The sequence below is a fragment of the Variimorphobacter sp. HTMS_6 genome, from assembly GCF_059717775.1.
In genome coordinates this window covers 38,724-51,249 of the sequence record NZ_AP046094.1, presented here as the reverse complement: position 1 = coordinate 51,249, position 12,526 = coordinate 38,724, and the positions used below count along the sequence as shown (strand labels likewise).

Genomic DNA, 12,526 nt, shown 5'->3' with positions numbered 1-12,526 from the left:
GTATCATAATTCCTCTCCCGAAATCTATATCGTCTATATCGTTAACTCTTCCCTGTCACGCAGAAGATAATTACGTATAACCGGAATTTTACTTAATAGATAATACAAAATTCCCGTTCCAAGAAAAGAGAAACCGGTCGGGGTAAGGTGAAAGAGTAACATATTATGTACTTCTCTTGTGAGCGGATTATAGATCAAAAATGACATCCCCACTCCTGCTGCCACACATATCAAACCGATCCAGTTGATGCCCTTTGTATAATCATACGCATGGTAACCCGGCAAGAAGAACGCCGAGCGAAGGGATAATTTTTGCTTTCGAACCAGGAAAAAGTCCACAAAGAGAAGCGCCGCGAGTGGAGAGTAGATTGCAGCACTGATGGTCAAGAATGATCCGAAGAAATCAATAATCCCACCCCAGATACATAATACACCGACATACAGTGCTAAGATTAAAATCAGTACACGGTAACTAGTTTTCTTAAAAGAAGATTTTAACATAACTCCATAGATATAGGAGCCCACTGCTTGTGTACCGATATTAGCAAATGCCACGAGCAGAAGAGAACTTATTGCCAGTGCAGGCACGGACAATGTAGCTAACATTACGGTCGGATCATCCACCATCTTGCCGGTTACATATTGCATAGCAATCGCCATAACTGCCCCAACCACCACAAACAATGAACCGGATAATCCCTGTCCAAGCACTCCTGACCAGAATGCAGAGTTTTCATTCTTCGTAAGCCTTGGAACACCGGCCATACCACCCACCAGCGTTATTACAAACGCAAAGTTTGCTTCTATTGATATGATATAAGGTATGATTGAATTTGAAAAACCGGTATCTTTAGGACGATAATTCCATATCACATCAAATGGTACAGCGCTGAATCCTACGATTATTACTACCACACCAACTAGTAAAAGCAAGGGAACAAGGATACGGGTTGTCCACGTTATGGTACCGATTCCTCGATATGCGATAAAGGTTCCAAGCAGCACACACCCGATTCCCAGCACCGGATGCAATGCGTGGGGCAAAGTAATTCCAAATAAGGCAGCCAGATTCGTCATAGAGGATGCAAACAAATCGGCACATACCGCGTACCAGGGGAAATTGATGATTATTATTACAATCGTCATAATCTTCACACCTGTGGATCCAAACACTGAATTTAACCAGATCCATATATCAATTCCATATCGTGCGGATAGAATCACCGGAAGCTGATAGATGGCTAACATCAATATTGCACCGATAAACGCCCCGATCAGCAGCTGTTTAAACCCAACCAATGTAGCTAAGTAGGAACCTTGAGTATAGCTCCATGTTGCAATACAATATCCTGACAATACTAAAAACGCATCCATAAATCCATATATTTTTTCACTCTGAAGTACCGGAACGATTCCGAATACCGCTTCTTTTTCTATCTGTTGATTTACATCATTCTTCATATAATTTTCCCCACCCTCTTATGTATGTTATAGATATGCGCCAGCGATAATTGCAGACAAGCATAATAAAATTATAATAATCGTAATAACATAATCCCGTTTACAAAAGCGTTTTCCAAACTTATACCCCTTGCCCTCCATCATACTAAGGCGCTCCTCGATCATCTCATTCATATGAATTTCATAACTGGATTCTTTGAATTCGCTCATGGTTATCTATCTCATCTCCCTTTCTTTGCATTTACTTCGTCATAAAATGGTGAATTTTGTATTAATTATAGCTCACAGAAATAAAAATTTCTACTGTGTTAACATAAATATATCTAATCTTTCTTATATACTGCGCACTGAAGTTTTGACTGTATTTTCTATATATTAAAAGGCTAATGTAAAATATAATTTTATTTTACATTAGCCTCTCATTAATGCTGTATATACGTTTATCTATGCAGTATTGTATATTATCCTTTTTTTCGTACTAACTTATATTTCTCAACAACAATTCCACTTGCTACAAACATCAAACCCAAGCATAACAAATAATGTTTGTTCACTAAATGGTTTGCTTGCATCGAAAACAAATATACCATTCCAAACTTATTTTCCCCAATTCCATAATTGATTACATAATAGATTAAAGGCACCATATAGGCGAACACAATTTGACCGGACATGGAATATGCGAAGATTCCCAGTCCTCCTAGAAAAACAGCGTTTGCCATTAGGGTATAGACCATCTTACTCCAGGAGAATGCACAGTCTCCAGCGTATAGAACAGTAAATGAAAAAATCCCAATCAGTGCAATGACAAGAATCGACTCCACCGTTCTTAAGATGTGCAAAACCACCATAGGTTCTTTTTTACTGCGTATCAATTCATAGATGTCACGATCCAGTTCCGGAATAAAAACCGGTATCAGAAGAAGTATTCCAATCAGTGATAAATAACATTCAATAATCTTTGCTACCTGTTCCTGATCAAGATGTTCTGTCCCCATCATAACAGGTGCTAAAAAGATCATGAGTAGGCAGACAATTATATGGGGCAACAAGTTATATCTTGTGTTTACGTATAAGATTCTGAGATACCTTTCCATGTGTAAAGCCTCCCCCATTTCGTTTCCATTCAACTACTACTATCGCCATTACAACAATTACTGAACTTACCACTATATAAAATACTCTATTCCTAATTAGCTCAGGCAGTAAGGCTGTGTAACGCTCATGCTCGCCAAGAGCATTAAATCTTGGTATAAGATTCCACCCGGCGTTGATTAAGTCTGCACCCATCCCGGTAAAAATTGATACAAACCAGATTGCTACTGCTACAAATATCGTCAACACACTTCCCGTTAATTCTACAATGAAATAAGATATCGCCGTAACAAACATCATAGTTGGCAGTAACCAGCCAAAGGAGTATTTTAAATAAGCGAAATAATCAGGCGATACCTGTGATGCCTGCGCAATATATATCGCTTGCGTTAATGATAAGCACGAAACTAAAATTAATGGCAGGAACATAACAATTATCATACCTACATATCTTGATAGCACGATGGTCATGGAGGTTCCTTTTTTAGAAAACACAACATCAGAGCATTTGTTTCTCTTATCTCTCAATACTCTTGCGATACTAAAAAATGCAGGTAGAATCCCCAGAATAATCCCCATATAATCACAGAACAATCTGCCAAATGCACCGGTAACATGATCTTTGCTTATCACATCATTATAATCTGACAGTGCCTGTTCATAGGTTCTTGGCTGTCGCCCATGACGTTGTAATGCATTTCCCCCATAATTACTCCCAGCTCCTATTATATGAGCAACTTTACTCATAATCTTCTTAAATTCATCATAACGAAGGCCAGGGCGTACATTGAAATCCTCTGACTTTATCCTCTCCGCCTTACTCTTTCCTGTTAAGGATGTGAGGTATTCCTCCATCTTGCTCTCATCTTTTTTTGACAATATAACTTCTTTATAAAACCCATATGGATAAGATGTGTAATGACCCTGGCTATGTTCAAATAATAAGTCCCTCACAGTTCCCTCCATAATAATATCCTTATCTTTTGAATAGGTAGTACCATAGTCTAACTGCCCGGGCTGAGGTTTTTTAAGGGAGGTATCCTCCCCCATCTGTGTTACATAGAATAGAAAAAGTAGGATGACATAGGCATAGAATATAATGCTTCTTAACCACATCTTACATTCCTGTTGTATTAATCTTGCCAGCATCCCATTTCTCCCCCTTTCCACTCATAAGATACAAATATCCATCCTCCACATTTGGCTCCACTTGAACCGCCCCATCAAACGGAGCTTTATCACTCAGAAAACGAATCTCTACCTTACTGCCCTTGGTTAGAACTCCTGTTACGATATACTCCCGCTTTGCTTTTTCTAAATCCGTCTTTGATATCTCTGCGGTATAGACCTTTCCTTGCGTATTCTTTAAAAATTCACTGACTGTACCCACGAAACACAATCCGCCTTCCTCCAGAATACCGATATTTTCACATGTCGCCTCAATATCACCGACGATATGTGTAGACAAGATTACAATCCGTCCCTCAGCAATCTCGCATAATAAATTACGAAATCGAACCCGTTCTTCCGGATCAAGTCCGGCGGTAGGCTCATCAACAATCAAAACTTTCGGTTGATTTAGTAATGCCTGTGCAATACCTAGTCTCCTTCTCATCCCTCCGGACATGGCTCTGACCTTAGTTTTAAGATTATTCTGAAGATTGACATCCTTTAGCAATTCGGGTATACGTTCCTCTCGTTCCCTTTTGGTTAGTCCCGACAGTGTCCCCAGATAGTCCATTGCCTCATACACACTCATATTGCCATACATAGAAAAGTCCTGTGGTAGATAGCCGGTGATTCCACGAATATCTTTACTATTCCTGATATCGTTTCCGCATATTGTAATACTTCCGCTCGATGCTCTTGTTAATGTAGCCATAATCTTCATCAGCGTCGTTTTTCCCGCTCCGTTTCTCCCTAACAACCCGAACATTCCTGCTGGAATTGTCATTGTCACTTCCTTTAGTGCTTGCTTTTTACCATAGTACTTATTCACATTATTAAGAATAATCTCCATCCATAAACCTCCTCATTACTATCGATGCCCATAGTATACAGTTTAATTCTCTACTTTTTCCCTATGGAGATTTATTTAATATAAAAATAAGCACATACAACGGCACCGCCCTCAATCGAATTCATAAGATCAAGATTACCTCCGTGTTTTTTACACAGGGTTTGACATATCGTCAAGCCCAAACCATAGTGGTCCTGATCGGTTGTAAAGTAAGGTCTGTTTCCATTTTCTAAGGCTTCTTTCGTAAATCCGGCTCCGTCATCCCTGATATATACATATAGCTTATCCCCTTCCAGTTTGGGTATTATCTGAATCATTGACTTGGCATAACGCAGTGCGTTTATAATCAGATTGTCCATAACCTCAAGGATCAAATTCTCATCACATTGAAGTAACACGTCTACATGATTATAATCCAGTATTATTTGAATATAGTCATTTGATAAAGGTGTAATATTATGCTGTAATTTAACCATAAGTCCTTCAAAGGAGTAATTATTTTTACACACTTCCCATTCTTCTATGGTGTGAATCTCCTTCATCGTATCTGAGAATCGCTCCATACGAATTATTTGGTTATCCAGCAGTTGCAATGTTTCCATCAACTTCTCCTCTGATATCTCCCCGGAAGGATAGAATCTAGAAAGTATCTGAATATAACCTTTCATTACGGTAAGCGGTGTTCTGATATCATGAGCAAATGCCGCGTTTAATTCTTTTTGTGACTCCATCAGCTCCCATAGATTTTTCTTATTATCCAATAGTTGAAGACGCATTCGGTTAAACACCGTGCATATCTCACCCATTTCATCCCTGTTTAGGTAGCCGCTGTCAAAACTCAAGTCATCCCTACCAAGATACTGAATTTGAGTCTGCAGAATCCGAATTGGTTCCTCCAGTTTCTTCTTATAAAAGAGATGGCTTACACATGCAATAGCAATCACAGCACATGCTATAATCAAGATATTCTCAATATGATTTAACAATTCCAATTGGCTTAGTGTGGTATTAGGAATCTGTATATTCTGTCTGAAATACTCTGATCCATAACCCGAATAGTCTACAACATCATCAAACCCATTTACCTGATATATGATGTGTCTCCAATTTTCAAAAAATAGCCTGATAACCAGACTACACAAAAGGGCTGTTACCAGCCCAATAAAGATATACATAAATAACGCCTGTCTTAATAGCAGATTCGTTATATCACATCTTTTTTTTATACGATTTATTATATCCATCGATAACCAACTCCCCAAACAGTCTCAATATATTCTTTCTCACTCCCTCTGCCAAGCTTACCTCGTATTCTGCGTATATGTTCTGTAATAATCGCGCTATCACCGTCCTTATCATAGCCCCATAATCTTTCATAGATTGCTTCCTTATCAAAGATTCGCCCTCTGTGACTACTTAAGAACTCAACAATATCAAACTCTGTTTTCGTAAGCGGAATCATTTTATTCTCAACCATAACCGTCCTGTCATTATAATTGATCAAAAAATCTCCGGATAAAAATATATTCTTTTTCTCTCTGCTCCTCTCTTCTCGACGAAGATGTGCCACTACTCTAGCATATAATTCATCTAAGCTAAATGGCTTTATAATATAATCATCTCCTCCGGCCATCAACCCATTAATCTTATCCTGCTCTTCCACCTTAGCAGTGAGAAATAGGATTGGGATATTCACTTGAGAACGTATTCTTTTACACACTTCAATTCCATTCATTTCCGGCATGTTAATATCCAGTAATATAAGGTCTGGGGATATGGCCATCTGTTCCAGCGCTTCCAATCCTGATGATGCGGTATAAATCAAATAGCCCAATAACTCAAAATAATCCTTAAGCATTTTACAGATATCTTTGTCATCATCTACAATCAATAATTTGTATTTCATTCTCCGCTCCCTCTATCAACTTAGCGTTATATATATTCTCTAAATTACATGAAACTTCTCTACAAAATCTCTATTTTAAGAATACAGAGACAATGTAATCCCGCAAAAACAGTGGTGAATGTTATGAAAGTGGTAGGGCTAAGTGTCAAAATTCAAAATAATAGGAAATGTTTGCATGAGTAAAGATAAAATTATCTAAACTGCTAATATACATCTTTAAATTTATTCATCTGGTTACGACTTCTCCATTCTCTTATCAAAGATGTTAAAAGAAGGCATATGCAGGCGATAGCTACAACGATTAGAACATTAAATTGAAGCACCCCTTCCTTCCCAATCAATCTTTTTACAACCATATTTATAATGATAAATCCAAATAAAGAAATCGAAAAATAAATTAGAAAGTATAATGAGGTTACCGTTTTATTGAATGCATACTTTTGATTTATGAATGTTACAAAAGTACTTGAACAAGCTATAGTTAACATCAAGCTAAACATAAACGGTTTACTGATATAGAATAATCTGTTTGTAAATGCGTCCTCAGTAGGATCAACTAATGCAATTAAAAACAAGCACGGCAACCCTAACGCAACCACAATAGAAGCTGTCAGTAAAAATTCTATTAAATAATCTATCAGCCTTTTTCTAGGACAATTCTCAATTAATTCATCACAGAATTTGTTGTAGTCCTTACCGACAACTGATACCGCATCTTCGCCCCGTTCTTGATTTTCTAACAGCATACCGGCAAGATCTAATTTTATCTCTTTCAAAACTTTTGTGTTAACGCCATTTGCATAAATATAATTTAACATTTTGATATATAATCTCTTATTGTCTCTATTTAACTGAGACTTAATTTTTCTTACCTCACTCATTGCTTCCCCTCCCCATTTACAATTGAGTTAACACTTCGTTCTAATCTATTCCACTCATTAACAAACGACTCTAATTCATCTCTCCCCTTCTCAGTAAGAGCATAGTATTTTCTCTTTGGTCCGAGTGGAGAGGGTTTCAGCTGTGCTGATATCACATCCTGCTTTTCTAATCTGATCAGAAGTGGATATATCGTTCCTTCCGTGATATCTACAAAGCCTTTTTTCTTTAAGCTTTCTAATATTCCATAACCGTACGTACTTTTCTGTTCAATAATTTGCAGGATGCATCCCTCAAGGATTCCTTTTAATATTTGAGTTTTATCCAATACATCACCTCTTCTTTTTACTATATTGTATTACAAGGTATATGTATATTGTATTGCAAGGTAGGTATGAAGTCAATATACATTTCCAAAATTTACTATAATTATTCACTTAACCGGAAAGTGATCTTGCGAGTAAAATTTCTGGCATGCCTAAGATTCGCTATCTACCCCTCCCTATCTAGATGCACTAAATAACGAACATAAAAAAGGTACTCCCAGCCTATAAAGACTGGGAGCACCCATACATTTGATTTAATATTACTCTATGATATATGCTTTAACGATTTCACCATAATATGCAGTATGATAATCTCTGTTTGCACCGTGGAAGGTACTATCTACGTCTTGAGGATAATATTTTGTGTTATTCTCTTCTGTCATAGCACTTGCCTCTTGCTTCTGCTTATATACCACCTTACATTCAAGCGTAAGGGGAAGTTCTTTGATTGCAGGTACGGATACTTCATCCGATTCCACAAGGGTTAAGCCAAGATCTTTTACCTTATCCATGTTATGTCCCGATTTTGTTCCACACACGCCGAGAATCTTTTTATCATATTCTCCATATGGAATATTAATCGTGAACTCACCATTTTTATCAAGCAACTGTTTAGTAAAACGATTTTCTCTAACAAACACCGTAAAAATTGGTTTTGTCCACTCAATTCCTAAGGTACCCCAGGATATAGTCATAGAGTTCACTTTATCATCTGCCTTAGTTGTTAATAAAACACCGCTCTTTAGCTCATTCAATATCACATTTGCATAGTCTAAAACTTCTATCTCTTTTTTCATTTTACTGCCTCCTAGTTGTTACATTGACATGCTCATTAATTAATTGATCTGTTAACCACTATATTCAACTATATCTTACTTGAAACCTTAAAGTCAAACAGAATGGTATAATAGTCTATCTCCTGCACCTTACAGATAAGTTACTAATTCGTCCAACGATATTCTCGTCTTACTATGTCTATCTATATCTGCTTGTGGCTCATTACTATAACCAACCGCTAATATATTAATGGGTTCCAGATTTTCTGGTAGCTCTAGCTCCTGCTTTAAAACATCAGCTTTAAAATAACAGATCCAAACTGTGCCTAAGCCTTGTTCGGTAGCCTCGAGCATCATATGATCTGTTAAGATAGATGCATCAATATCTGTTGTGATCATTCCATCCATTGGTCTTTTCCAAGCTTTTGACTTATCTGCACATACAACGATAGCTACCGGTGCTTTAAAAACATTCGCTGCTTTCCCTAATTTCACTAGCCCATCCTCACTCTGTACAACGAATAACTTTACAGGTTGCGCATTTGCGGCAGTAGGTGCTACATGTGCAGCCTCCAAAATTTTATTAAGTTTTTCCTTTTCTACGTTCTTATCTGCATATTTACGAACAGAAAAACGCTTCTTGGCTATATCCAACACTGACATAAATAACCTCCTTAAAATATACTTACACATACGTTAACTTGATTTACGTTTCTTATCAAGTATGCACTTTTTGGTAACCTAGTTACCAAAAGGTAAGTTATAATTGCATTTCGGGTACTACTCTTTTTCCAGAAATACCATGTCAAAGCCTTCTCCTGTGGCTTTCACTTGGAACTTCTTATATCCATTCCTTTCATAAAGTCGGATATTTTTCTCGCTTTGAGAACTTGTAAATAGCTCTTTTCGTAAATTTGGATTTTCCGCTTCTATATGCTGAAGCAGCTTTGTTCCAATACCCTGACCCCTATGAGAGGGATTAACCATAAGCTTACCGATGTATAACGTGCTGTTGTGAACTCTGCCACGAACAGAGCCTATTATCTTACCGTTTTCATCTACGGCTTTATAAAATACTCCATTATGATATTCATTTGTCATTTCTTCAATAGTTTGGATCAATGGCTGAATACGAAAATTATTATGAAGTATCGCTTCACTTTGATATGCAAGATACTGTAGTTCTAAAATCTCAGGTAAATCATCATAACCAACATGTACTATTATCATATTTTCGCCCCCTTATATCATGAATATTCTTATTTTTTTATCTTGACAGTTATCAATAATAAATTGTATTAACGGAATAACTATTTTACATCATCCAATCAAATTACTTTTCCTTTTTGCCGAGTAAATTTCGCTTAATACTTTAATACCAATTATATCATCTCGTTATTAAGCTTGATACTACCCTCCATCAACTTACGAGCTATTTTTTTATTCTCAACTAAGGCTGAAACAATTGCCGTTAAGAAAAAGACATAAACCAATAATACTATCGTGATGATCAATATGCCAACTGTCCCGCTATGGAAGAAGGTAAGAGAAATCGTGATTAGCGATAGAATCATTAATAATAAAAACTCTATAATAATCACAGGAAACCAAATTGCGTAGAATCTTCTATGCCATGTTATAAATTTCTGCTCTGACCATCCCTTTTTTCTATGTTTGTTATTATAGTTTTTATTCAATGCCTTTATTATGTTTTCATCGAGTGTACTTCCGCTACGTCCTTCCAATATTTTTACAACAACACATCCCGAAAAACCAAGTAATATAATCATTACCAGCACTGGCCATATGTCTACTAAGCCAAGCATCAAGGCAATGTTCAGCTCATCCAATACAATGCTTATTATGACCCCTACAATCCATATCAACGCAATTATGATATTTCGCTGCTTCTTATTAAATTGTGATGATTGCGGACGGAGTTTCGATTTATTGTAAAAGCTATTAATCTCTGCTGCAATAATACCTGTTACAAATCCAATTAAATATATAACATTAATTTTGTCATGCATTATACTCTGTATCGTACCTGTCAATTTATGTATAACTGCATTTGCAGCAAAAAACAAGAGTAGAATCGATGCACCATACATTACAAGTGAGAATATATTAAATATCTGTATGTAAGGGAATAGTGCATTCACATAGTCCTTGCAAAATACATTAATATTTTTACCAAATATATCTTCACATGACTTGCTATCTTTTTGAGCACACAGTACAATATCTAATAATTCTGATATTGCATTATCATAATCCTCAGGTGTAAACGGATATTCTTTTAAAATATTTTCAATTTGAATAAAGCACTCTTTATAGCTACCCTCTAGCTGATGTACATAGTTCTCATAATCCTTATTCACTCTTCTTATTCTCCCTCTCGTCAAATATTCGATTCGCAATTCCGGTTATTAGTTGATATTGTAGGATAAAATTCTCCAAATACTCTGTTCCATCCTTCGTTATTGAGAAGTATTTTCTTTTGGGTCCTAACGGAGACTTACCAACCCTGCAGGAGATCATGCCCCTTTTCTCCATTCTAGTTAAGACCGGATATAACGTTCCTTCTATTAAATTATGAAAACCATGGTCTGATAACTTAGAAAGTATTTCATAACCATATGTTTCGCCATTACTAATAATGGATAAAACGCATCCTTCCAGTATTCCTTTCAGTAATTGTGTATCTTCCACAGTCACCATCCTCATTTCATTGACTACTTGGTTATAACAACTAGTAAGATAATAAACAATATACTTGGTATTGTCAAGTAGTATAGAAAAATTTGGATGTACTTTATCAGTAGTTCCTATAGCATACAAAAAGATAGGTAGTTATAGCCTCTACCTATCTTTTTGCATCCAACAGAACTCAACTTAAATCTCATTATAATTAAGCTTCTAATTCTCTCATTATAATAACCATCAATCAATATACACCCAAGATTACGGTAAGGCCTTAACTGCAACCAGCTCCCGATACCCTCTACTTCCAATCGGCTCTAACTGAATTCTTGGATTCTCTTCATCCCACTGATATCCTCTGGTTTCCGGGTCAAAGCGCTTAATCGCCTCCTGCACACCGTCAATTGCTGCACAGTATTCCTCCTCCATAAAAGGTTCTCCTTGAAATAGCAGGTATACTGCTTCCGGTAATATAATTGTATCAAAACCAACCGGAATAATTCCATCATAATCAACGGACACTTCTACCCCCTGAACGTACTCACTTGTTCCGGGTAATTGATAGCTCTTTGGTAACCACATACATACAGGTTCCCCGCTAATCGAAGGGATACTTGTTAAAAGCCCCCATATATCACAGCCCACTTCCTCACAGTAAGCAAAATAATCTTCTGCTTTAATTCCTCGTTTAATTAATACTTTCCTTTCCGGTTTCTGAACGATCTGAATGTACACGTCTGTCTCCTCCTCAATACGTTTATGGTTTCTTCGAATCTCATTATAAATAACACCATAGGGGATAAATAAGTAGATAGGAATCGGATGCTTTGCATATTCCTTCGGATTACAGCCAAACTCACGCCGGAACGCTCTTTGATAACCTTCCACACTCTGAAATCCCAGTTCAAATGCGATATCGGTAACGGACCTTCCATCATCTCTTAGCTTCAGCGCAGACTTTGATAACTTTATTCTTCTGATGTAGTCTGCCGGCGTTAATCCGGTATAATCCTTAAACAGACGATGAGCATACCACGGGGAATATAAGGAAACCTTTGCTAACGCTGCCAATGTAATGTCATCGTCCAAATGTTCATTAATATAATCCTGCATCCTTTGAACTGCTTCAATCTTCTCATGCATGCATTTGCACCCCACTTTTTATTCCCATTTAAATAATTTTACCGAAGCAGTGATACATGACACTGCTACTATTAATGTAATAATAACAGAAATTGTAATATTGTGAAGCGGTAATCCTAATGTTGCAACTTTCATATTCTTATTCCCATGATAAGATTTTGACCTCCTCTCCATTATTAATATTTCTTGCATAATCGATCCTCCTTTGTGAATCCAT

The 12,526-nt window shown here is 36.8% G+C and carries 16 protein-coding genes; all 16 read right to left on the bottom strand.

What is annotated here, in order from left to right; genetic code table 11:
- Positions 1-33: 33 nt before the first annotated feature.
- The gene (locus AC6IWN_RS00270; protein WP_497989912.1) at positions 34-1,461 is read right to left on the bottom strand and encodes a cytosine permease; all 1,428 of its coding nucleotides are present in this window, start codon (positions 1,459-1,461) and stop codon (positions 34-36) included.
- 27 nt (positions 1,462-1,488) lie between these two features.
- Positions 1,489-1,671: a hypothetical protein gene (locus AC6IWN_RS00265; protein ID WP_497989911.1), complete on the bottom strand. Its 183-nt coding sequence runs from the start codon at positions 1,669-1,671 to the stop codon at positions 1,489-1,491.
- Between the two features lie 251 nt (positions 1,672-1,922).
- Positions 1,923-2,558 (bottom strand): hypothetical protein, encoded by a 636-nt coding sequence (locus AC6IWN_RS00260; RefSeq protein WP_497989909.1) that lies wholly within the window; start codon positions 2,556-2,558, stop codon positions 1,923-1,925.
- On the bottom strand, positions 2,515-3,705 hold the full coding sequence (locus tag AC6IWN_RS00255) for an ABC transporter permease (RefSeq protein ID WP_497989907.1): 1,191 nt from the start codon (positions 3,703-3,705) through the stop codon (positions 2,515-2,517). The genes AC6IWN_RS00260 and AC6IWN_RS00255 overlap by 44 nt, the downstream gene beginning before the upstream one ends.
- Positions 3,674-4,576 carry an ABC transporter ATP-binding protein gene (locus AC6IWN_RS00250; protein ID WP_497989905.1) on the bottom strand — a complete coding sequence of 301 codons (903 nt, stop codon included), beginning with the start codon at positions 4,574-4,576 and terminating at the stop codon, positions 3,674-3,676. The genes AC6IWN_RS00255 and AC6IWN_RS00250 overlap by 32 nt, the downstream gene beginning before the upstream one ends.
- A 71-nt stretch (positions 4,577-4,647) precedes the next feature.
- A complete protein-coding gene (locus AC6IWN_RS00245) occupies positions 4,648-5,820 on the bottom strand; it encodes a HAMP domain-containing sensor histidine kinase (RefSeq protein WP_497989903.1) in 1,173 nt (390 codons plus the stop codon).
- Positions 5,811-6,482 (bottom strand): response regulator transcription factor, encoded by a 672-nt coding sequence (locus AC6IWN_RS00240; RefSeq protein ID WP_497989901.1) that lies wholly within the window; start codon positions 6,480-6,482, stop codon positions 5,811-5,813. Before AC6IWN_RS00240 ends, AC6IWN_RS00245 begins: the two co-directional genes overlap by 10 nt.
- Before the next feature lie 203 nt (positions 6,483-6,685).
- On the bottom strand, positions 6,686-7,363 hold the full coding sequence (locus tag AC6IWN_RS00235; protein WP_497989899.1) for a hypothetical protein: 678 nt from the start codon (positions 7,361-7,363) through the stop codon (positions 6,686-6,688).
- Positions 7,360-7,689 carry a PadR family transcriptional regulator gene (locus AC6IWN_RS00230; protein ID WP_497989897.1) on the bottom strand — a complete coding sequence of 110 codons (330 nt, stop codon included), beginning with the start codon at positions 7,687-7,689 and terminating at the stop codon, positions 7,360-7,362. Before AC6IWN_RS00230 ends, AC6IWN_RS00235 begins: the two co-directional genes overlap by 4 nt.
- A 258-nt stretch (positions 7,690-7,947) precedes the next feature.
- Positions 7,948-8,484, bottom strand: a complete 537-nt coding sequence (locus AC6IWN_RS00225; RefSeq protein ID WP_497989895.1) for a flavin reductase family protein — start codon at positions 8,482-8,484, stop codon at positions 7,948-7,950.
- Between the two features lie 129 nt (positions 8,485-8,613).
- Positions 8,614-9,126, bottom strand: a complete 513-nt coding sequence (locus AC6IWN_RS00220) for a nitroreductase family protein (RefSeq protein ID WP_497989893.1) — start codon at positions 9,124-9,126, stop codon at positions 8,614-8,616.
- A 117-nt stretch (positions 9,127-9,243) separates the two neighbouring features.
- Positions 9,244-9,693, bottom strand: coding sequence for a GNAT family N-acetyltransferase (locus AC6IWN_RS00215; protein WP_497989891.1), 450 nt, complete (start codon positions 9,691-9,693; stop codon positions 9,244-9,246).
- Between the two features lie 152 nt (positions 9,694-9,845).
- Positions 9,846-10,844, bottom strand: coding sequence for a hypothetical protein (locus tag AC6IWN_RS00210; RefSeq protein ID WP_497989889.1), 999 nt, complete (start codon positions 10,842-10,844; stop codon positions 9,846-9,848).
- Positions 10,837-11,175, bottom strand: coding sequence for a PadR family transcriptional regulator (locus AC6IWN_RS00205; protein WP_497989887.1), 339 nt, complete (start codon positions 11,173-11,175; stop codon positions 10,837-10,839). The genes AC6IWN_RS00210 and AC6IWN_RS00205 overlap by 8 nt, the downstream gene beginning before the upstream one ends.
- 252 nt (positions 11,176-11,427) lie before the next feature.
- Positions 11,428-12,309 carry a helix-turn-helix transcriptional regulator gene (locus AC6IWN_RS00200; protein ID WP_497989885.1) on the bottom strand — a complete coding sequence of 294 codons (882 nt, stop codon included), beginning with the start codon at positions 12,307-12,309 and terminating at the stop codon, positions 11,428-11,430.
- Between the two features lie 18 nt (positions 12,310-12,327).
- The gene (locus AC6IWN_RS00195) at positions 12,328-12,501 is read right to left on the bottom strand and encodes a hypothetical protein (RefSeq protein ID WP_497989883.1); all 174 of its coding nucleotides are present in this window, start codon (positions 12,499-12,501) and stop codon (positions 12,328-12,330) included.
- Positions 12,502-12,526 lie beyond the last annotated feature (25 nt).